This is a genomic window from Brevibacterium sp. R8603A2, from assembly GCF_023072605.1.
Classification (GTDB): Bacteria; Actinomycetota; Actinomycetes; order Actinomycetales; family Brevibacteriaceae; genus Brevibacterium; species Brevibacterium pityocampae.
The window spans coordinates 15,117-36,528 of record NZ_JALLGN010000010.1 but is presented as its reverse complement, the minus strand read 5'-3'; the positions used below and the strand labels follow the sequence as shown (position 1 = coordinate 36,528).

The following is a 21,412-nucleotide window of genomic DNA, read 5'->3' as shown; positions in this document are numbered from 1 at the left end:
GGGCGCCTCGGGCGGACCTCACCCAGCCTGACCGAACCGAAAGCTGATCGCCCGTGTCATTCCTCGATATGACCCAGCTGTTCCTCAGCGGCACGTGGGGAACACTGAGACTCTTCCTCCTCACGCTCGTGGGCTGCATGGTCCTCGGCACGATCCTCGCCGCGATGCGGGTCTCACCCACTCCGGTGCTCCGGGTCACCGCCCACACCTACGTCAACGTGGTGCGCAACACGCCGCTGACCCTGGTGATGTTCTTCTGCGTGTTCGGCCTGCCCTACCTCGACATCCGGTTCGCCGAGAGCGCCGGACTCAACTCGATGATCCTGGCGACGATCGCGCTCATCGCCTACACCGCCTGCTTCGTCGCCGAGACCCTGCGCTCCGGCATCGCCACGGTGCCGGTGGGGCAGGCCGAGGCGGCCCGCGCGATCGGTCTGACCTTCGGCCAGACCCTGTCCACGGTGGTGCTCCCGCAGGCCGTGCGCACAGTCATCCCGCCGCTCGGCAGCGTCATCATCGCGATGCTCAAGAACACCTCGATCGCGTCGGCGTTCAACAACCGCGAACTCATGTCGGCGATGCGCAACGCGATCGAGCTGCGCGGCGACCTCGTCATCACGATCCTGCTCGCCACGGCCGTCGTCTACCTCGTGCTGGCGCTGATCCTCGGCCGGGTGTTCGACCTCCTCGAGAAGAAGCTGGTGATCCTCCGATGAGCGCGCCCACCCAGGTCCTCTTCGACGCCCCGGGCCCCAAGGCACGGCGGAACAACGTCATCATGTCCGTGGTGTCGGTGCTCGCGCTGCTCGGCATCATCGCGTTCATCGTCTGGAAGTTCTACGACGCCGGCCAGCTCGAGCCGAACCGGTGGAGCCCCTTCACCTACACCGGCATCCAGCAGGTGCTGCTGCGGGGGATGGGCGCCACCCTGTCCGTCGCGGCGGTCGCGACTCTGCTCGCTCTGGCCGTCGGACTCGTCTTCGCGCTGCTGCGCCTGGCCCCGACGCGCGCGATCTCGCTGCCCTCGACGATCGTGCTCGAGGTGTTCCGCGGCGTGCCCGTGCTGCTCCTGATCTTCGCGACGTTCATGATCTTCGGCAACCGGATCGGACCGTTCTGGTCGGTGGTCATCGGGCTCACGCTCTACAACGGCATGGTCATCGCGGAGATCATCCGTGCCGGCATCCTCGCCGTGCCCAAGGGGCAGCGCGAGGCGGCGATGGCGATCGGTCTGCGCAGCTCCCAGACGATGGGTCTCGTCCTCCTGCCCCAGGCGCTGCGGGCGATGATGCCGACGCTCATCGCCCAGGTCGTGGTGCTGCTCAAGGATTCCGCGCTCGGCTTCATGGTGACCTACCAGGACCTGCTCTACCAGGTCAACGCGATCGGCCGCCAGTACAACAACCTGCTCCCGACCTTCATCGTCGGCGCGCTGCTCTACATCGCCATCAACATGATCGTCGCCGCGTTCGCGCGGTGGCTCGAGCGCCGCCTGCAGTCGAAGACCGCCGGGGGCTCGGGCCCGGCGAAAGCCATCGACTGACGACGCGGCGTCGAGCGACGATGCGCCGCCCCCGGGCGGGAGGTGCCGGACCGGGGTGCCGCAGGGGTCGTGTCAGCGGCGGACGCCCATGGCCCCGCACACCGGGGCGGGCCAGCCGAGATCCCCGTCGGCGGCGACGGCGGCCTCGAGCGCCTCGCGGAACTCCTCGGGGAACGCCGCGGCCTTCCGGGCGGTCATGTCGACGTGGACGAGCACGACCTCGAACACGGTCGCGACCCGTTCGCGCTCCCGGTCGAGGATGAGGGTGATGAGGTGCACCGACTTCGGACCGACGTCGACGCAGCGCACATGCGCGCTGAGCCGCTCTCCGAGGCGCAGCTCGCTGAGGTAGGTGAGGTGGTGCTCCGTGGTGAACAGGCCGGTCGGCGGCTCGGCCTCATAGAGTCGCTGCAGGCCGAGTCCCTGGCAGAACTTCCACGCCGCCTCGCCGCCGATGTCGAAGAAATGGCTGATGTTCATGTGCCCGTTCTCGTCGATCCAGTCCTGGGGGACGGTCGCCTCGAGCACGGTGGGCAGGGCATCGACCTGGGCGAAGGTCGGGGTGGTGAAATCGGCCACGGGGGCTCCTCGTTCGTCTCGGCGGCATCGGCAAGCACTGTCGAATATATCGGACCCGATGGCGGCGGTGCGTGCAGCGTCCACGGTGAGCGCACCGCGGGCCTCATCGAGCCGCCGGGGGAGTGATGCCCGTCGGAGGGTCCGCCGGGGCAGCGGTGGGTGCGGATAGACTCGGGGCCATCAGCCCGCCTGCGCTCGGAAGGGGAGCCGCCCATGAGCACACCTGAGATCGTCACCACGCCCGTCGAGGTCCTCGACAACCTCACCCACGATCGGTTCGAGCTCTGGGCCTCCGAGCCGGAGCGCACCTTCGTCGGCTTCCTCGGCTACCGGCTCGAGCGGCCCGGGGTCTACGACCTCCAGCACACGATCATCTCCGAATCCTTCGGCCGCCAGGGGTACGCGCGCACACTCGTGACGAAGGTCCTCGACCAGCTCCGGGAGCGCGAGCAGCGGATCGTGCCCACGTGCTCCTACGTGCAGCGCTACCTCGAGCGCTTCCCGCAGTACGCGGACCTCGTGGAGTCCTGAGCCCCGCCGCTCAGCGGATGCCGAGCTTGCGGGTACATGCCGGCCAGGCGCCCCAGCCCTGGACCTTCTGCACCTTCTGCGCGATCTCGATCTGCTGCTCGCGGGTGGCGAGGTGCGCGTTCTTCGCGTACTTGTGGCCGCCGAACGCCTTCCACGTGCTCGCGGAGAACTGCAGGCCGCCGTAGTACCCGTTGCCGGTGTTGATCTTCCAGTTGCCGCCCGATTCGCACTGCGCCAGGCGGTCCCACACCGGGTCGATCGTCGTGTAGGTCTTCAGGCCGCCCTGGAAGCGCTGTTCCCACCTGCCGCTGCCGACCTTGCGCTCACTGCCGGTGGGATAGCCCCAGGAGCCGTTCTCCCATCCGGCCTTCGCCCACTGGCGCTGCATGCCGCCCTTGGTGGCGTGCGCACCGGTCTTCGGCGACCAGTGGATCTGGCCCTTCTGGAACTTCTGGTAGCAGCCCCCGCCCTTGAGTCCGCAGCGTTCTCCGGAGGTCGGGTAGCCGAGGTCGCCGGTCTCGTGGCCGTTCCAGGACCAGGCCCGGGCGATCGCGCCGGTGGTCGCCCGCGCGCCGGTCTTCGGTGACCAGTGCACCTCGCCCTTCTGGAACCGCTGGTAGCAGCCGCCGCCGTTCAGGCCGCAGCGCTCGCCGGTCACGGGGTAGCCGAGCTTCCCGCTCTCGAATCCCAGCCGCGACCAGGCGGTACGGATCCCGCCCTTGGTCGGGTGCGCACCGGTGCCGCTCGACCAGTGGATCTGGCCCTTCTCGAACCACTGGTAGCAGCCGCCGCCCTTGAGGCCGCAGCGCTCGTTCGACGTGGGGTAGCCGAGCTTCCCGCCCTCGTGCCCGGTCCGGGCCCAGGTGTTCGCGATCGCGCCGAGGGTCGCATGGGCGCCGGTCTTCGGCGACCAGTGCACCTCGCCCTTCTGGAACCGCTGGTAGCAGCCGCTGCCGCGCAGACCGCACCGCTCGGCGGTGGTCGGACGGCCGAGGTCGCCGGCGGCGCCGCCGAGGTCGTGCCAGGTCGAGGCGATCGCACCGCGCACCGCGAACGCGCCGGTGCCGGAGCTCAGTGCATCGCCGGCCGGCGCCTCGGACGCGGGATCCTCGGGAGCGCTCTCGTCCGCTGTGTCATCGGATCCGGCACCCTCGTCCGGGGCCTCTTCGGGCTGAGCGCCCTCGTCCGGGGCGTCTTCGGGAGCGCTCGGGGGAGCGGTCGTCGCCTCCGCGCTCGGTCCGGTGTCGGTCGAACCGAGGCCGGCCGCGGAGACCGAGGCGATGCCGAGCTGGGCGGTCATGGCGAGTGCGGCGACGGCGACCGCCGTGCGCCGTGCGAGATCGGTGATCCTCATGATGTGGTCTCCGTCGGTCGGATCGCGATGTGCACCTCGGGCGGGTTCTCGGCCACAGGCGGCACGCGTGGAAGATACGTTACGGTATCTTAACCATAAGGGCGCAGTAATGTCACAATGTCGCAACACTGACATAATGTGATGCGCCACTGGGGGAGGCCACACCTCGCGGTGGAAATGTGCGGGGGCGCCGGAGCCCGACTCGACGGGGGACGAGGCGGCCTGCGAACGCGAAGCAGGCGGGACCCGGAGAAATCCGGATCCCGCCTGCTCGGTGTGCTCCCCCGGCTGGGCTCGAACCAGCGACCCTTCGATTAACAGTCGAATGCTCTGCCAACTGAGCTACGGAGGAATAGCATGCGTGGTGCCGCACGCGAGAGACCACTCTAGCACCGGGCCTGCCGGAGGTCCAAGCGGATCGGAATGGCGTGGATCACAGCCCGGGGGAACCTGCCCGACGACCCTGGGGTTTTCCGCCGACCTGCCCGTGAACCCCCGGTTTCCGGCTCTTCGGGACGGTGCCCGGCGTCCCGCCTGCTTAGACTGTCGGCGTGACCCCTCTCGCCATCGTCCTCGCAGTGCTCGCCGCCGTCGGCCTCGCCTTCGGCGCGATGTACCAGCACCGTGGTGTGGCCGACGAGGACGATCACCCCGCAGGATTCCGGCTCGGGACCTTCCTGCGCCTGCTCCGCAACCGGACGTGGCTGCTCGGCCTCCTGTGCCTGGGGCTGGGCACCGTCGCGAACGTCGTCGCCCTCTCGCTGGCCGCCGTCATGGTCGTCCAGCCGATCGGTGCGGTCTCCCTCCTCATCTCGATCCTCCTCGCCGCCCGCTACCGCGGACTGCGGATCACCCGTCGGATCTCGCTGGCCGTCGCGGTCTGCGCGCTCAGCGTCGCCGCCTTCGTCGCGGTGTCCGCGAGGATCGCGAGCACCCGCCTGCACGTGGGGGAGGAGTCCCACCCGGTCGCCTGGATCGCCTTCGCGCTCTCCGCGGTCTTCCTCGTCGTCGTCCTGGCCTGGCGGCGTCCGCCGCAGCTGCTGCTCGTGCTCGGTGCCGGTCTGCTCTTCGCCTGCGTCGCCACGACCACGCACCTCGTGAGCAACCAGTTGTTCCAAGCCGGCCCCGGCGCGGTGTCGCTGCTCAACCTCGTCGCGCTCGTCGTCGCCGCCGCGATCGGGACCTGGTTCGTGCAGGCGGCGTACTCCGCCGGCCCGCCGGAGATGGTGATCGCCGGTCTCACCGTCGTCGACCCGATCTTCGCCGTCGTCCTCGGCTCGGTCGTGCTCGGGGAGGCCGCCGGCGCACCGCCGCCCGTCGTGCTCCTCATGTCGGCCACCGGAGTGGTCGCCTGCGCCGCCGTCGTTGTATTGTCCCGATATCACCCGGACGTCATCGAACGGGAGCGCGCCCGGCGCGCCTCCCGGGCCGTCGTCGCCGCGACAGGATCACGCGTCTGAGCAGGGCTCCCGCCCGCCTCCACGCCCGGAAGGACACGCACCGGACATGGCATTCCAGCCACCGCTGACCATCTGCATCCCCGCCGAGACCTATGCCCCTGAGGTCAACGGAGCCGCGAAGTTCACCGAGCGCCTCGCCGCCGGACTCGCTGCGCGCGGTCATGAGGTCCACGTCATCTGTCCCTCGCCCACCGGTGTGCCGAGCACCGACCGGGAGGACGGGGTCGTCGTCCACCGCATCCGGTCCCATCGCTGGTACTTCCACCCGACCTGGACGATCTGCATGCCCTGGGAGACCAAGCCCGCCGTCGCCCGGCTGCTCGACGACATCCGCCCCGACGTCGTCCACACGCAGGCGCACTTCGTCATCGGCCGCTACGCGTTCTCCGAGGCGCACCGCCGCGGCATCCCGATCGTCGCGACGAACCACTTCATGCCGGACAACGTGCGGCCGTATCTGCCGGTGTCCGGTCCGGTCGTCGACGCTGCGACCGCCGCGGCCTGGTGGGACCTGCGGCGCACGTTCCAGTCCGCCGAACACATCACCGTGCCCACGCAGCTCGCTGCGGACCTGCTCACCGAGAACGGTTTCGACCGGCCCATCCAGGCGGTGTCGTGCGGGATCGACCTGTCGCGCTTCCGCCGGGCGCAGGAGGGGGTGGGCCCGGGCGTCGGCGGGTCGGACGCGGCCCCGACGGTGCTGTTCGTCGGTCGGCTGTCGAAGGAGAAGCACATCGACGACATCGTCCGTGCCCTTGCCCGCACCGACCCCGGCCTCGGCCTGCGCGCGGTGATCGTCGGCACCGGCGACCAGGAGCCGGCACTCCGCTCGCTCGCCGCCGAGCTCGGTGTCGCCGACCGGGTGGAGCTGCGCGGCAAGGTCGACGACCGGGAGCTCGTGCGCGCCTACCAGGAGGCGACGTTCTTCTGCCTGCCCGGCACCGCGGAACTCCAGAGCATCGCCACCCTCGAGGCGATGTCCTCGGGAAATCCCGTGGTGCTCGCGGACGCGGTGGCGCTGCCCCACCTGTGCGAGGACGGCGTCAACGGATTCCTGTTCCCGCCGCGCGACGTCGACGCCCTCGCCGAGCGCTTCACCCGTCTGTGCCGGATGCCCGCGGCCGAGCGCGCCGCGATGGGAGAGGCCTCCCAGACCACGGCCGCCCGGCACGACATCACCCGCACCCTCGACGCGTTCGAGGACATCTACCGGAAGGTCATCGATGAGCCCCGTGCCGCCTGAGCACCCGACCCCCGGCACGCGCGGTCCGGGGTCCCGGCCCATGCGCACCTTCGAGGCCGCCGACCTCGAGGCGACCCGCCGCCTCATGTACGGGCTCGTCGTTCCCCGCCCGATCGCCTGGGTGACGACGGCGGACGCGCACGGGCGCACCAACCTCGCACCCTTCAGCTTCTTCACGGTGGTGTCGACCCGCCCGGCGATGATGGGCCTGGCGATCACCCCGGACCACACCTCCGAGGTCCACAAGGACACCTGGCGCAACCTCGACGTCACCGGAGAGCTCGTCATCCACTCGGTGTCCGAGGCCGATGCGCAGGCGATGCACGCGAGCTCGCGCCCGCTGCCGGCCGAGCACAGCGAGATCGCCGAGCTCGGGCTCGCCACCGAACCGAGCGAGCTCGTCGCCCCGCCGCGGCTGTGCACGGCGGACTCGGCGCTCGAGTGCCGGGTGGAGACACGGCTGCGGCCCGGCCAGGAGGAGTTCTTCGTCGTCCGCGTGCTGCGCGCCCACGTCGCGGAGGCGCTGAGCGATGCGGCGGGGCATATCGACATCTCGGCGCTCGACCCCGTGGCCCGGGTGGGGCGTCACTACGCGCACCTCGCCGAGCACTACCGACTGGGCTGAGGACCGCCGCGCCGAGCGCCCTCGCACTGCGCAGTCCGGCTCGGCCGGCGGGATGAGTCCGCTCAGTCGGCCGGCGGGGTGAAGATGACCGGCTCCGGGTCGAGGCGGCCGAGATCGAACTCCGCCAGCGCCTGCTCCATGCCGGACCACGGGCCGAACCCGCAGGACTGCCCGAGCCACGCCCACACGTCGAAACCGAGCGCGTCGAGCTCCCGCAGCGTGACCGCGCCGTCCCGTTTGGCCAGCCGGGCACCGGACGGGGCGAGGACGAGCGGCACATGGACGTATCGGGGCACTGCGAAGCCGAGCAGCGCGGCGAGGTGCGCCTGGCGCGGCGCGGAGCTCGCGAGGTCGTCGGCGCGGACGACCTGGTCGATGCCGGTCTCGCCGTCGTCGACGACGACGGCGAGGTTGTAGGCCACCACCCCGTCCCCGCGCCGGAGCACGAAATCGTCGACCGCGCCGGTGACGGGCCCGAGGAAGTCGTCGTCGACGGTGACCGACTCGTGAGCGGTGCGCAGGCGGACGGCGGGATGGCGACCCTGCTCCCGCAGCCGGGCCCGGGCGGTCCGGCGCGCGGTCTCGCCGAGGTCCCGGCAGGTGCCCGGGTAGGCGCCCGGGGGAGTATGGGGCGCCGAGGGGGCGGCCTGGATCTCCTTCCGCGAGCAGTAGCACTCGTACGTCAGACCGCGCTCCGCGAGCGCGGCGAGGTGCGCGGCGTAGCGGTCCGTGCGTGCGGACTGGACGAGCACCGGCGGGTCGACGTCCACCCCGAGCGATTCGAGGTCGGCGCGCTGACGCTCGGCGGCGCCGTCCTGCACCCGGTCGAGGTCCTCGACCCGCCAGCGGAACACCCGGCCCGTGGTCCGCGCACAGAGGAACGCGAGCACCCCGGTGCGGATGTTGCCGAGGTGGAGGTCGCCGCTCGGGCTCGGCGCATAGCGGCCGGCAGGCGTGCGGGGCGGATCCGGGACGGGGTCGGCGGGGGCCTGCGGAGCGATGGACATGGCGTCCACTGTAGCGTCGGGCGGCGCGGGCGCGGACCCGTCTTTGCCCCGCCGCTGAAGCGGGTGTACGAATGAGGGAATGAGCTCCCACCCGGAACCGCGGCTGACGGACGTCCAGCGGACGGTCCTCGCGATCACCCTCGTCCCGCTCTTCATGTCGCTGCTGAGCGTGTCGATCGTCAATGTCGTGCTGCCGTCGATCGAGACCGGGCTCGGGGCGAGCGCCTCGGGCCTCCAATGGGTGCTCACCGGGTACACGCTGGCCTTCGGGGTCGTGCTCGTCGCCGCCGGCCGGGCCGGAGACCTGTTCGGGCGCGCGCCGATGTTCGTCGTCGGCGTCGCGCTGTTCGGGCTGTCCTCGCTCGTCGCCGGACTCGCCCCGAACGAGGTCGTCCTCAACATCGCGCGCGTCACCATGGGGATCGGCTCCGGATTCCTCAATCCGCAGACGGTGGGGCTCATCCAGCAGTACTTCCAGGGCGCGCAGCGCGGCCGGGCGTTCGGCATGTTCGGCGCGGTCGTCGGGATCTCCGTGGCGATCGGCCCGGTGCTCGGCGGGGTGCTCGTCGCGCTGCTCGGCGCCGACTGGGGATGGCGCTCCTCGTTCCTCATCAACGTGCCCTTCGCCGTCGTGTCGATCCTCTTCGCCGTCCGCTCCCTGCCGGTCTCCGCATGGCGCGCCCTGCCGGATGCCGATGCCGCATCGCCGGACGCCCCCGGCGCCCCGGCCGGTACCGAGGAACCCGCCCCCGGCCCGGCCGCGCCGCCGGCGGCACCGGCGGACCGCGCCCCGGCCCGCCGGCTGCCCGACCTCGACCCGGTCGGCATGGCGCTCCTCGCACTCGGCACGCTCGCGGTGATGATCCCCTTCCTCCAGTTCTCCGCCGGACCGTGGGTGTGGTCGATCCTCGGCCTCGGCGTCCTGCTCGTGTTCGCGTGGGTGCGCTGGGAGGCGGCCTACAAGCGGCGCGGGCGCGCACCCATGGTCGACCTCCGGCTGTTCGCCACCCGCTCCTTCGCCAACGGCTCGCTGCTCATCGCCCTCTACTTCATGGGGATGACGAGCGTGTGGGTGGTCGGTGCGATCTTCCTCCAGTCCGGACTGGGTCGCACCGCGCTCGAAGCCGGGCTCGTCGGGCTGCCCGCTGCGATCCTCTCCGCGTTCTCCTCCGGTATCGCCGGGCGCCACGTGTTCCGGATCGGGCGGCCGATCGTGCTCGGCGGGATCGCGATCCTCCTGGTCGGACTGGTGACGAGCATCCTCGTCGTCGTGCTCCACGACCGCGCCGGCACGAGCATCTGGTGGCTCCTGCTCACCCTGTCCTTCGTCGGGCTCGGCCAGGGGGCGACGATCAGCCCCAACCAGACGCTCACGCTCGCCGACGTCCCGCTGCGCTACGCCGGCTCGGCCGGCGGAGTGCTCCAGACCGGGCAGCGGATCGGCACGGCGATCGGGCTCGCCCTCATCACCGCGGTGTTCTTCGCGGTGCAGGGCCAGGCCGGCTGGACGGCGGCCTTCGTCGCCGCCTACCTCGTCATCATCGCCATCGTCGTCGCCTCCGGCGTCGTCGGGATCGTCGACCAGGTGCAGGCCCGCCGTGCCGGGAGGAGACCCGGAGCGTAGCCCGCGGCGTCGTTCACCTGTCCGAAACCTCGTTATGGTGGTCTGTGGTCAGCCCGGTCCCCCGGGGACCCGCCCACCGGCAGTCGACGATCACGGAGCCCCCATGCACACGAGCACCGCAGCCGACCACGAGGTCCCGTTCGCCGCGACCGCGCCGTGGTCCGCCGTCGTCTTCGACATGGACGGCGTGGTCACTGATACCGCCTCGCTCCATGCCGTGGCCTGGAAGCAGCTGTTCGACACCGCGCTGGCCGACGAGTCGCTCGAGGGCAACGTCGACCGCAGTCCCTTCGACGTCGTCGGCGACTACCGTCGCTACGTCGACGGGCGCCCGCGGGAGGACGGCGTGCGCACCTTCCTCGCCGCGCGCGGCGCCGTGGTCCCCGAGGGCGAGGAGACCGACGACGCAGACCAGTTCACCGTCCACGGGCTCGCCAAGCGCAAGAACGACTGCTTCAACGCGATCCTCGCCGAGGACGGTGTGCGGGTGTTCGACGGCACCATCCGGCTCATCAAGCGCCTGCGCCGCGGCGGCATGCCCACCGCCCTCGTCACCGCGAGCCGCAACGCGCCGCTGCTGCTCGAGAACGCGGAGATCACCGACCTGTTCGACGTCATCGTCGACGGGCAGGTCGCCAAGGACCTCGGCCTGCCCGGGAAGCCGGAGCCCGCTACCTTCCTCGAGGCCGCCAACCGGCTCGGCGTCGACGCCGTCGACACCGCCGTGCTCGAGGACGCCGAGGCCGGGGTGCGCGCGGCCCGGGCCGGCGGGTTCGGGCTCGTCGTCGGGATCGCCCGCGACCACAACCGGCAGGCGCTCGAGGCCGCCGGCGCCGACGTCGTCGTCAACGACGTCACCGAGCTCGACCTCGGCGACGTGCGCGACGACCCCTGGGAGCTCTCCTTCGAGGGCGTCGATCCCGAGCACGAGGGCCGGCGCGAGGCGCTCACCACCCTCGCCAACGGCTACATGTCGCTGCGCGGCTCCGCTCCGGAGCGCGCCGCGGACGGCGTGCACTACCCGGGCTCGTACATGTCGGGGATCTTCAACCGCCTGGTCAGCCACGTCAACGACCGCGACATCGAGCACGAGTCGATGGTCAACCTGCCGCGCTGGGCGCTGTGCGACGTCAAGGTCGGCGACGGCCGGTGGTGGTCCGAGGGCGGTCTCGAGGTCGTCGAGGAGAACCGCACGCTGTCCATGGCCACCGGTGTCCTCACCCGCACCGCGGTGCTCGTCGACGACCGGGACCGGCGGCTGCGGATCAAGCAGCAGCGGCTCGTCTCCATGGCCCACCAGCACGTCGCGGCGATGCTCACCGAGATCACCCCGGTGAACCATTCCGGGATGATCTACGTGCGCACCGGCGTCGACACCTCGGTGCTCAACGACAATGTCGCGGAGTACGACCAGCTCGCCAAGCGCCACCTCGTCAACCGGTACAACTCCGTCGCCCAGGACGGCACGCTCATCTGCGAGGTCGAGACCACGCAGAGCCACCTGCGGATCGCGATGGCCCAGCGCACCACCCTGACCCAGGAGCCCACGCACGCCGTCACCACCCAGGTGCCCGAGGTGTCCCATGCCTACTCGGTGTCGACGATCGAGGAGACGCAGGCGATCTACCGCGAGTTCGCAGTACCGGTGGAGAGCGGGTACGCGGTGAGCGTCGACTCGACGACGGCCGCGGTGAACTCGCGCGACTCCGCGATCACCTCGGTCCGCGGGGGCGCGGTGCACCAGCTCGACTGGCTGCCCGCGATCGGCTTCCACAACCTCCTGCCGGCCCACACCGCGGCCGTGCAGCGGCTGTGGGAGCGCTTCGACGTCGAGGTCGACGCCGATCCGCAGACCCAGCTCATCATCCACCTCCACACCTTCCACCTGCTGCAGTCGCTGTCGCCGCACACCGCCTTCCTCGACGCCGGCACCCCGGCGCGCGGCCTCCACGGCGAGGGATACCGCGGGCACATCTTCTGGGACGAGCTCTTCATCCTGCCGCTGCTCAACCTGCGGCTGCCGGAGATCTCGAAGTCGCTCCTGCTCTACCGCTGGCGGCGGCTCGACGCCGCCCGCCACCACGCGCGCGAGGCCGGGCTCGCCGGTGCCCTGTTCCCGTGGCAGTCGGGCTCCGACGGCCGCGAGGAGACGCCGATCGAGCTCTACAATCCGCGGTCCAAGCGCTGGATGCCGGACAACTCGCGGCGGCAGTTCCACGTCGGCCTCGCGATCGCCTACAACGCCTGGCAGCACTACCGGGCGACGGCGGACACCGGCTGGCTGGCCGCGCAGGGCGGCGAGCTCCTCATCGAGGTGGTGCGGCTGTTCGCGTCGATGTCGTCCTACGACGCGAGCGACGACCGCTTCCACATCACCGGCGTGATGGGGCCCGACGAGTTCCACGACGGCTATCCGGGCCGGTCCGGCGAGGGCCTCGACGACAACGCCTACACGAACATCATGACCGCCTGGCTGTGCCGCCATGCGGTGGAGATCTTCCGCGTGCTGTCCTCCCACGAGGCCGAGGACCTGATCTTCCGGCTGGGCATCCAGCCGGCCGAGATCACCCACTGGGGCCGGCTCGCCGCCCGTCTCGCGGTGCCGTTCAACTCCGACGGGGTGATCAGCCAGTTCGAGGGATACGACGATCTCAAGGAGCTCGACTGGGCGGCCTACCGCAAGAAGTACGGCAACATCGGCCGGATGGACCTCATCATGGAGTCCGAGGGCGACTCCACGAACAACTACAAGCTGTCCAAGCAGGCCGACGTCACGATGCTCTTCTTCCTCCTCGGCCCCGAGGGCGTCATCAAGGAGCTGCGGCGCATGGGGTACGAGTTCACCCAGGAGCAGGTCGTGCAGACGATCGACTACTACGTCGCCCGCTCGACGAACGGCTCCAGCCTGTCCAATGTCGTCAACGCCGGCGTGCTCGCCTCGATCGGGCGCGAGGAGGCGTGGGACGCGTGGAAGCAGGCCGCCGTCGTCGACCTCAACGACACCCAGTGGGGCACCACGCAGGAGGGCATCCACCTCGGCGCGATGTCCGGCACCGTCGACGTCATCGTGCGCGCCTTCGCCGGGGTGCTCATCCGCTTCGACCGGATCGAGTTCTACCCCCGGCTGCCCGCCGCCATGGGCTCGGTGCGGTTCCGCGTGCTGTTCCAGGGGCAGGTCATCGACGTCCGGGTCTACCACGACGAGCTCGTCCTCATGTCGCGATCCCACGAAACCTCCCGCGTCAAGGTCCAGGTGTTCGACGAGCAGCGGTTCCTCGACGGCGGGGCGACGCTCCACTTCGCGCTCGACGGCTGAGACCCAGGGGGTCGGTGACCACCGGTTCCCCGCCGTCGGGAGCGCGGCGCCCCGCCTTCTGCGACGGGTGCGGCACGATCCTGTGTCAGTCCTGTCATAAATCCCGGATCGCCGTGAACCAGCGAGGTCGATGTGAGACCCTGGACGGGTTCCACGGGCGCAACCATCGTGAGGAGACCACTGCATCGTGCAGACCGACAGCGTCGACACCTCGACCGCAGAGCTCGAGCGGCTCATCCGCTCCGGTCTCATCGACACCCACTTCGCCCCCGTGGTGGACCGCTTCACCGGGGAGCCCGCCGGCTACACCCTGCAGCACCTCGAGCACGGCTCGGAGGACGGCACCGGCAGCGCCTCGGCCCGGCTCCGCGCCGACATCCGCGCCTCCCAGCTGATCGGCGACTTCGACGCCTCGCTGCGCTCGATCGGTCTGCGCGCCGCCGAGGCCGCAGGCCTCCCCACCCACACCCGCCTCTTCCTCCAGGCCGAGCCGGAATCCCTCGTCACCGTCGAGGACCGGACCGACGAGCCCGACCGCTCGGTCATCCTGCAGCTCCACCCGGAGCGGATCGCCGCGAGCCCGGCCGCGGTGCTCCGCTCGGTCCGCCTCGCCCGCTCGCAGGGCTGGGGCATCGGGATGGAGGAGATCGGAGTCGACCTCGCCACCGCGGCGTTCCTGCCGCTCGTCAACCCGTCCGTCGTCACCCTGCATCCCGGGGTCCTCGACATCACCGACACCGCCCACCTCGCCGAGCTCATCCGCCTCCTCCACGCCCACACCGAGCGCACCGGCGGGGTCATCATGGCCACCGGTGTGCGCCACGAGGACGACCTCGAGATGGTCCGCGCGCTCGGGGTGCGGTTCGTCACCGGGCCGCTCTACGGCGGTCCCTCGACCGCGCCGGAGCCGCTGACGAACCCGCCGGAGGATCCGCTCGCCGACCACTTCTCCCGGAACGCCGCGGTGCAGGGCACGCCCTTCTCCGCGACCCGCGCGCTGCGCCGCGATCCGCTCGTCATGGACGAGCCGCTGCTCACCGCGCAGATGCAGTCCCTGCAGCGCCGGGCGCTGGCGAGCGGCGGAGAATCGTCCGTGGTCATCGGTGTGTTCGGGGAGGACCAGGAGCTCATCACCGCGACACGGGAGAACTTCTCCGTGCTCAGCGGCTCGGCCGGCTTCGTCGCCGCGCTGTCCGGCGGGTTCGAGGAGCCGCCGATCCCCGGCGTGCGCTCGGGGATGGTCGACGCCTCCGACCCGCTGCGCCGGGAGTACGCGATCATCGTCGTCGGCTCCGACTGGTCGGCCATGGTCGCAGCTTCCCGGCGCTCCGATCCGGGGCCCGACGGCCGCGTCGAGTACGACGTCTACGTCACCTCGGAGCGCTACACCTGCGTCGACGCCGCCCGCGGCGTCCTCAGCAGGATCCGGCCGCTCGGCTAGGATCGCCCCATGATCTCCACAGCAGACCTCTACGACGAGCGCGGCGAGGAGCTCGACTCCGTCGCGCTCCAGTTCCTCGACCTCGGCGGGCGGGAGTCCTTCTCCGGCCCGATCCGCACGATCGTGTGCCACCGCGACAACGGGCTCGTCAAGCAGACTCTCAACTCGCCCGGGGACGGCGCAGTGCTCGTGGTCGACGGGGGAGGCTCGCTCGAATCGGCGCTCATGGGCGACCTCATCGCCGCGGCCGCGGTGGAGAACGGCTGGGCCGGCGTCGTCATCCTCGGCGCGGTCCGCGACCGCACCGCGCTGGCTGCGCTCGACCTCGGGGTCAAAGCGCTCGGCTCGAACCCGCGCAAGTCGTCGAAGGACGGGGTCGGTGAGGTCGACGTCCCGGTGACGATCGGTGAGGTGCGGCTGGTCCCGGGACGCATGCTGTGGGCCGACCCCGACGGCATCCTCGTCGAACGCTGAGCGTGGCGCCCATCTGCTAGCCTGGCGACGGCACGCCCGCCGTGGCGCAGGACACCATCGGTGACCTGTGCGTCGCTCCGCGCGCAGGCTGCACGCCCCTGTAGCTCAGCTGGTCAGAGCAGAGGACTCATAATCCTTTGGTCGCGGGTTCAAGCCCCGCCGGGGGCACCGGTACGGCACACCGAGGTGCCGGGAGAGATCGAGGAGAGCCGACGACATGACAGCACTGAGGTCGCATGCCGAGGTCGACGCGGAGCTCACCGCTCCCGGCGCGCCGTTCGAGACCATCGAGATCGATCGCTCCGGAGTCACCGTGCGCGCCTGGCGCCACGCCCCGCCGAGCCTGCGCGCGATGATCGAGGCCTCACGCGAGCACGGGGACCGGGACATGCTCGTGCTCGGCACCGACCGCCTGAGCTACGCCGAGCACTTCCGCCGTGTGGCCGGGCTCGCGCACGCGCTCGTCGAGGAGTACGGGATCCGCCCGGGGGACCGGGTCGCCATCGCGATGCGCAACTACCCGGAATGGTCGATCGCCTTCTTCGCCGCAGCCTGCGCAGGCGCCGTCGTCGTACCGCTCAACGCCTGGTGGGCCGCCGGTGAGCTCGAGTTCGGGCTGCGCGATTCCGGAGCGCGCGTGCTGCTCGCGGACGACGAGCGCCTCGAGCGCCTCTCCGATGTGCTGCCCGCCCTCGACCTCCCCGTGCTCGTGGCCCGTCCCGCCGGAGAGCTGCCCGCCGGCGCGCGGGACATGGCCGAGGTCCCCGGCGCCGCGGAGCTGCCGGACTGCAAGATCGGTCCGGACGACGGCGCGACGATCTTCTACACCTCCGGCACCACCGGCACCCCCAAGGGGGCCTTCGGCACGCACCGCAACATCTGCGGCAACGTCATGAGCGTGCGGTACTCCGCGGCCCGGGAGCAGCTGCGGCAGGGGAGCAGTCTGCGCGAGCTCCTGGCGAACCCGGCGCCCCCGGGGGCGATCCTCGTCGCGGTGCCGTTCTTCCATGCCACCGGCTGCCATGCGGTGCTGCTCGGCGCGGTGAGCCAGGGAGCCACCCTCGTGCTCATGCACAAGTGGGACGCCGGGGTCGCTCTCGAGCTCATGGAGCGCGAACGGGTGACGAGCTTCACCGGCGTGCCGGCGATGCTCACCCAGCTCTACCAGCACCCGGACTTCGCCGACCGCGACCTCAGCAGCCTGACCGGGATCGGCTCCGGGGGAGCCTCGGCCGCTCCCGCGCTCGTCCGCCGGACCACCGAGCTCCTCCCGCAGGCGGCTCCGGGCAACGGGTACGGCCTCACCGAGACCTCCTCGCTCACCACCGCGAACCGCGGGCAGGACTACATCGAGAAGCCCGACAGCGTCGGCCGACCGGTGCCGATCTGCGATGTCGACGTCATCGACCCCGCGACCTGGGAGCCGCTGCCTCCCGGCGAGCTCGGGGAGCTGCGGATCAGGGGAGCCAATGTCGTCACCGGATACTGGAACCGGCCGGAGGCCACCGCCCAGGCGATCGTCGACGGCTGGCTCCACACCGGCGATCTCGCCCGGATCGACGAGGAGGGCTTCGTCTACATCGTCGACCGCGCCAAGGACATGATCATCCGCGGCGGGGAGAACGTCTACTCCGCCGAGGTCGAGGCCGCGATCCACCAGCACCCCGACGTCGCCGACTGCGCGGTTATCGGCATCCCGCACGAGGAGCTCGGTGAGGAGGTCGCCGCGGTCGTGCAGCCCGGTCCGGGAACGGCGCTCACCGCCGAGGATCTGCGCGCCTTCCTCGGCGAGCGGATCGCCCGGTTCAAGATCCCCTCCCACATCGTCGTGCAGGACCTGGACCTGCCCCGCAATGCCGCCGGCAAGCTCCTCAAGCGCGAGATCAAGGCCGGATTCGTGCCGTCCGCCGCCGGCGACCGGGCCGGCGCGGAATCACGCCGAGCACAGCACTCCGAACCGGCACGGCGTCGGGTGCTGCGTGCAGACCGCTGCTGCTCACATCCCCACGGCGGCGGCACCGGACGGCAGGGAGAGGACGTGGTCCCGATGACGGACACCGCACACGCCGAGGCGCATCCGAACGAGCCCCGCTGGGTCACCAGGATGCCCGAACCGCAGCGCTCCCGGATGCGCGCGGGGCGGATGCGCACCGACATCCGCCGCTTCGGGGTGCTGGCTCCGGTGATCGGCAGCTGGGTGTTCGTCGCCGCCGGACTCGACGCACTGGGCCGTCCGGGGTGGGGGATCGGTGTGCAGGCCCTCGTCCTCGCCCTCATCGCCGCCTGCGTGCTCGCGCTGTTCGTCCGCCCGGCGGCGCTCGGACCCGTCGAGCGCATGCACTGGTCGGCGCTGCCGATCTGGATCGGCGGCATCGTGCTCATGGCCGTCGGCGTCAACCTCGCCGGGGGAGCGGCCCGCGACGCCGGGATGGTGCACCTGCAGCCAGCGATCAACGCGACCTTCGTCGGCTTCCACTTCATCCCCTACGCCTGGGCGTTCGTCACCCGCATGATCCTGTGGCTCGGGGTGTGCGTGGGCTCGATCGGGGTGCTCGGGGTGCTCGCCGGGATCCTCGCGGGCCCGCCGTGGGCGGCCGTCGGTGCGATCGTCGCCGGCCTCGTGCAGGTCACCATCGTCCTCGTCTGGGCCACCGGCCGGCTGCGCGGCGGGGCCCCGCGCCTCGGCCGTCGACCGGCATCCGCCTGAGCACCGCGGGCGCACCCGCCCGGCGCGGGTGCTGGCACCGGCCCTGACCATGCCATACAATGACCGCAGACCTCCGCATATTCGGATCGTAGGGGAAGACGTATCCGAACCGCAGGAGGCAGATATGGATATGACGCAGGGCGTGCTCTTCGTCCACTCAGCACCTCGTGCGCTGTGCCCTCACATCGAGTGGGCAGCGGGCGGGGCCATCGGCGCGCAGGCGAAGTTCGACTGGTCGCCGCAGCCGGCCGCACCGGGCATGTTCCGGGCGGAGATCTGCTGGAAGGCGCCCGGCGGCTCCGGCGCGCGCATCGCCTCGGCCCTGCGCGGCTGGGACGGCGTGCGCTACGAGGTCACCGAGGAGCCCTCGGCCGGGATCGACGGCGGCCGCTGGAGCCACACCCCCTCGCTCGGCATCTACCACGCCACCACCGACGCGTTCGGCAACATCGTCGTGCCCGAGGACATCATCCGCTCGGTGCTCGTCCGTGCGGCCGAGCACGGCGAGGACATCGCCGGTGCGATGGAGAAGGCGCTCGGCCAGGCGTGGGACGACGAGCTCGAACCCTTCCGCCACGCCGGTGAGGGCGCCCCGGTGCGCTGGCTCACCAAGGTCGGCTGAACCCGCTCCACCTGCGCCGCCCTGCGTGCGGCGCGCCCCGGCACCCCGCTGTCTTTCACCGGTGCCCCTGCCTCCCTCCATGCGAACGGCCGCCTGCCCGCAGACCTGCTGCGGACAGGCGGCCGTTCGGCGCGCCCGGGGCGGTCAGACGCTCTTGACGGCGACGACGGCGTTGTGGCCGCCGAAGCCGAACGAGTTCGTCAGCGCGGCGATCTCGCCGGCCGGGAGCTCCTCCGGGGTGTCGCGCGCGATCGTCAGCTCGATCTGCGGATCGACCTGCTCGATATTGATCGTCGGGGGAGCGGTGCGGTTCTGCACGGCGAGCACGGTGAGCACGGCCTCGACTGCGCCGGCGCCGCCGAGCAGGTGGCCCATCATCGACTTCGTCGCCGACACCATGGCGTCGGAGGCGTGCGAGCCGAGCAGGGCGTTGATCGCCACCGATTCGGGAACGTCGCCCACCGGGGTGGACGTGGCGTGCGCATTGATGTGGCGGATGTCGGCCGGCTGCAGGCCTGCGGTCTCGAGGGCCTGGCGCATGGCGAGGATCGAGCCCCTGCCCTCGGGCTCGCCGGCGGTGATGTGGTACGAGTCATTGGAGATGCCCCAGCCGCCGATCTCCGCGTAGATCTTCGCGCCGCGGGCCTTCGCGTGCTCTTCGAGCTCGAGCACGAGCGTTCCGGCGCCCTCGCCCATGACGAAGCCGTCGCGGTCGATGTCGTAGGGGCGCGAAGCGGTCTCCGGCGAGTCGGTGCGGCGCGACAGGGCGCGCATCGAGGAGAAGGCGGACAGCGTGACGGGCAGGATCGCGGCCTCGGAGCCGCCGGCGATGACGACGTCGGCCTTGCCGGAGCGCAGCTGGTCGAAGGCGTGTCCGATGCTCTCCGTGGACGATGCGCAGGCGGACACGATCGTCTGCACGGCGGCGCGGGCGGAGAACTCCATCCCGACCGCGGCGGCGGGACCGTTGGGCATGAGCATGGGCACGGTGAGCGGCATGACGCGGCGCGAGCCCTCCTCGCGCAGCGTGTCCCAGGCGTTGAGCAGGGTCCAGGCGCCGCCGATCCCGGTGCCCCAGGACACGGCGAGCCGCTCGGGCTCGACCTCGGGGGCACCGGCGTCCTGCCACGCCTCCCGGGCGGAGATCAGGGCGAAGCGGCTGTTGGGGTCGAGGCGCTTGGCCTCGACGCGTGTGAGGTTCTCCTCGACGACCGAGGCGTCGATGGGCGCGGCGAAGTCGACGGGGATGCCGTACTCCTCCGACCAGTCGTTGGTGAGGGTGCGCGCACCCGACGTTCCGGCCAGGGCGGCGCGCCAGGTGGCGTCCGCTCCGGTGCCGAGGGGGGTGACGGCACCGAGTCCGGTGACGACAACAGTGGAAGTCATGGTGTGAAACCTCGTCGAATCAGTAGTGCGGTGCCGCGGGGCGGCCCGATGGGACGGGGGCCGCCCCGCGGCAGGGGACCGTCAGGCCTGCTGGGCCTTGACGATGTAGTCCACGGCGTCCTGGACGGTGACGAGGTCCTTGACGTCGTCGTCCGGGATCTTCACGCTGAACTTCTTCTCGGCGTTGACGACGATGGTCATCATCGAGATCGAGTCGATGTCGAGGTCGTCGGTGAAGGACTTGCTCGGCTCGACGGCCTCAGGAGCCAGTCCGGTCTCCTCGTTGACGATCTCGGCGAGTCCCGAGAGGACTTCGGCTTCGGTGTGTGCCATTTTCCTATCCTTCTTTCTCATGTGGTCCGCCGATCCGAGAGGACCGGGCGGATTTCGCGTGGAACGTGATTCGACGAGTGTCCCGTCAGAATCCTACGACATCGACCCTGCCGGGCCGAGGTGCGTCGCCGCCTCGCCGGTGGGCGGACGGTGTTCCGGTTCAGGGGAGGACGATGACCTGCGCCGCGTAGACGAGGCCGGCGCCGAAGCCGATCTGCAGGGCGAGCCCGCCGTGGAGCTCCGGGTTCTCGCGCAGGAGTCGCTCGGTGGCGAGCGGGATCGAGGCCGCGGAGGTGTTGCCGTTGTCCGCGATGTCGCGGGCGACGACGACGGAGTCGGGGAGCTTGAGCTGCTTGGCGAGCTCGTCGATGATCCGCATGTTCGCCTGGTGGGGCACGAACGCCGCGAGGTCCTTCGACTCGATGCCGGCGGCCTCGAGGGCCTCCTTGGCGACCTCGGCCATGTCCCACACGGCCCAGCGGAACACGCTCGGTCCGTCCTGCCGCAGGGTGGGGAACGGGGTCTCACGGTCGTCGCGCAGGTCGAGGAAGGAGTTCGTCATCCGGATCGTCTCCCAGTTCTCGCCCTTCGAACCCCACACGCTGCGCGCGATGCCCGGGGTGTCGGAGGAGGTGACGACCACTGCGCCGGCGCCGTCGCCGAGCAGGAAGGAGATCGTGCGATCCGTGGGATCGATGAAGTCGGAGAGCTTCTCCACGCCGATGACGAGGATGTTGTCGAGCGTGCCGGAGCGCACGAGGCCGTCGGCCTGGGCGATCGCGTAGCAGTAGCCGGCGCAGGCCGCGGAGATGTCCCAGGCCGGGACCGGGCCGGTGCCGAGCCGGGTCGTGAGCGCGGACGCCGCCGAGGGGGTGGGCGTGCCGAAGGTCACCGTGGCGATGAGCACCGCGCCGATGTCCTCGGGCTTGAGCCCGGCGTTGGCGATCGCCTCGACCGCGGCCTCCTCGCACATGTCGAGGACGGCGACGTCCTCGCCGGCGCGGTGGCGGGTGACGATCCCGGTGCGCTGCCGGATCCACTCGTCCGAGGAATCGATCGGACCGACGAGGTCGGCGTTGGGCACCGCGTGCTCGGCGCGGTAGCCGCCGATGCCGGCGATCCGCGAGAACTGATTGGGTGCCGGGGTCTGCAGGGTGGGCATGGCTC

Annotated in this window: 18 protein-coding genes and 2 tRNA genes; 13 read left to right on the top strand and 7 right to left on the bottom strand. The window is 71.0% G+C overall.

Annotated features, from left to right (window positions below):
- Positions 1–53: 53 nt before the first annotated feature.
- Positions 54–716 (top strand): amino acid ABC transporter permease, encoded by a 663-nt coding sequence (locus MTQ12_RS10915; RefSeq protein WP_247618639.1) that lies wholly within the window; start codon positions 54–56, stop codon positions 714–716.
- On the top strand, positions 713–1,543 hold the full coding sequence (locus tag MTQ12_RS10910; protein WP_247618638.1) for an amino acid ABC transporter permease: 831 nt from the start codon (positions 713–715) through the stop codon (positions 1,541–1,543). The genes MTQ12_RS10915 and MTQ12_RS10910 overlap by 4 nt, the downstream gene beginning before the upstream one ends.
- Before the next feature lie 72 nt (positions 1,544–1,615).
- Here the strand turns inward: MTQ12_RS10910 and MTQ12_RS10905 are convergent, their stop codons facing one another.
- A complete protein-coding gene (locus MTQ12_RS10905) occupies positions 1,616–2,122 on the bottom strand; it encodes a thioesterase family protein (RefSeq protein WP_137319589.1) in 507 nt (168 codons plus the stop codon).
- 213 nt (positions 2,123–2,335) lie between these two features.
- Here MTQ12_RS10905 and MTQ12_RS10900 point away from each other — a divergent pair, with 213 nt between their 5' ends.
- The gene (locus MTQ12_RS10900) at positions 2,336–2,653 is read left to right on the top strand and encodes a GNAT family N-acetyltransferase (protein ID WP_137319590.1); all 318 of its coding nucleotides are present in this window, start codon (positions 2,336–2,338) and stop codon (positions 2,651–2,653) included.
- A gap of 10 nt (positions 2,654–2,663) precedes the next feature.
- On the opposite strand, the gene MTQ12_RS10890 is transcribed toward MTQ12_RS10900, so the two are convergent.
- The gene (locus MTQ12_RS10890; protein WP_282599330.1) at positions 2,664–4,007 is read right to left on the bottom strand and encodes a transglycosylase family protein; all 1,344 of its coding nucleotides are present in this window, start codon (positions 4,005–4,007) and stop codon (positions 2,664–2,666) included.
- A 279-nt stretch (positions 4,008–4,286) separates the two neighbouring features.
- Positions 4,287–4,359, bottom strand: a tRNA-Asn gene (locus tag MTQ12_RS10885).
- 199 nt (positions 4,360–4,558) lie between these two features.
- Between MTQ12_RS10885 and MTQ12_RS10880 the strand changes: the two genes are divergently transcribed.
- From MTQ12_RS10880 to MTQ12_RS10870, 3 genes are read left to right on the top strand one after another with little or no spacing between them, the layout of a single operon-like run.
- Positions 4,559–5,467, top strand: a complete 909-nt coding sequence (locus MTQ12_RS10880) for a DMT family transporter (protein ID WP_247618637.1) — start codon at positions 4,559–4,561, stop codon at positions 5,465–5,467.
- Between the two features lie 46 nt (positions 5,468–5,513).
- Positions 5,514–6,710 (top strand): glycosyltransferase, encoded by a 1,197-nt coding sequence (locus tag MTQ12_RS10875; RefSeq protein ID WP_247618636.1) that lies wholly within the window; start codon positions 5,514–5,516, stop codon positions 6,708–6,710.
- 40 nt (positions 6,711–6,750) lie between these two features.
- On the top strand, positions 6,751–7,335 hold the full coding sequence (locus MTQ12_RS10870) for a flavin reductase family protein (protein WP_247618635.1): 585 nt from the start codon (positions 6,751–6,753) through the stop codon (positions 7,333–7,335).
- A 62-nt stretch (positions 7,336–7,397) separates the two neighbouring features.
- Here the strand turns inward: MTQ12_RS10870 and gluQRS are convergent, their stop codons facing one another.
- Positions 7,398–8,342, bottom strand: coding sequence for a tRNA glutamyl-Q(34) synthetase GluQRS (gluQRS, locus tag MTQ12_RS10865; protein WP_247618634.1), 945 nt, complete (start codon positions 8,340–8,342; stop codon positions 7,398–7,400).
- Positions 8,343–8,421: 79 nt separating this feature from the next.
- Here gluQRS and MTQ12_RS10860 point away from each other — a divergent pair, with 79 nt between their 5' ends.
- The 7 genes from MTQ12_RS10860 to MTQ12_RS10830 all read left to right on the top strand — a co-directional run bounded on the left by MTQ12_RS10860 (position 8,422) and on the right by MTQ12_RS10830 (position 18,526).
- Complete coding sequence (locus MTQ12_RS10860) at positions 8,422–9,966, top strand: MFS transporter (RefSeq protein WP_247618633.1); 1,545 nt, start codon at positions 8,422–8,424, stop codon at positions 9,964–9,966.
- Positions 9,967–10,069: 103 nt separating this feature from the next.
- Positions 10,070–13,282: a beta-phosphoglucomutase family hydrolase gene (locus MTQ12_RS10855; protein ID WP_247618632.1), complete on the top strand. Its 3,213-nt coding sequence runs from the start codon at positions 10,070–10,072 to the stop codon at positions 13,280–13,282.
- 187 nt (positions 13,283–13,469) lie between these two features.
- The gene (locus MTQ12_RS10850; RefSeq protein ID WP_247618631.1) at positions 13,470–14,723 is read left to right on the top strand and encodes an EAL domain-containing protein; all 1,254 of its coding nucleotides are present in this window, start codon (positions 13,470–13,472) and stop codon (positions 14,721–14,723) included.
- Positions 14,724–14,732: 9 nt separating this feature from the next.
- Positions 14,733–15,197 (top strand): ribonuclease E activity regulator RraA, encoded by a 465-nt coding sequence (gene rraA / locus MTQ12_RS10845; protein ID WP_247618630.1) that lies wholly within the window; start codon positions 14,733–14,735, stop codon positions 15,195–15,197.
- A gap of 94 nt (positions 15,198–15,291) precedes the next feature.
- Positions 15,292–15,365: transfer RNA gene (locus MTQ12_RS10840), tRNA-Ile, on the top strand.
- 49 nt (positions 15,366–15,414) lie between these two features.
- A complete protein-coding gene (locus tag MTQ12_RS10835; protein WP_247618629.1) occupies positions 15,415–17,904 on the top strand; it encodes an AMP-binding protein in 2,490 nt (829 codons plus the stop codon).
- Positions 17,905–18,034: 130 nt separating this feature from the next.
- Complete coding sequence (locus tag MTQ12_RS10830; RefSeq protein WP_101650457.1) at positions 18,035–18,526, top strand: DUF3145 domain-containing protein; 492 nt, start codon at positions 18,035–18,037, stop codon at positions 18,524–18,526.
- Between the two features lie 144 nt (positions 18,527–18,670).
- Here the strand turns inward: MTQ12_RS10830 and MTQ12_RS10825 are convergent, their stop codons facing one another.
- The 3 genes from MTQ12_RS10825 to MTQ12_RS10815 form a co-directional block, all read right to left on the bottom strand.
- On the bottom strand, positions 18,671–19,912 hold the full coding sequence (locus tag MTQ12_RS10825) for a beta-ketoacyl-[acyl-carrier-protein] synthase family protein (protein ID WP_247618628.1): 1,242 nt from the start codon (positions 19,910–19,912) through the stop codon (positions 18,671–18,673).
- Positions 19,913–19,993: 81 nt separating this feature from the next.
- Entirely contained in the window at positions 19,994–20,245 is a 252-nt protein-coding gene (locus MTQ12_RS10820; protein WP_137319601.1) for an acyl carrier protein, read from the bottom strand.
- A 160-nt stretch (positions 20,246–20,405) separates the two neighbouring features.
- The gene (locus MTQ12_RS10815) at positions 20,406–21,407 is read right to left on the bottom strand and encodes a beta-ketoacyl-ACP synthase III (protein WP_247618627.1); all 1,002 of its coding nucleotides are present in this window, start codon (positions 21,405–21,407) and stop codon (positions 20,406–20,408) included.
- Between the last annotated feature and the right edge of the window lie 5 nt (positions 21,408–21,412).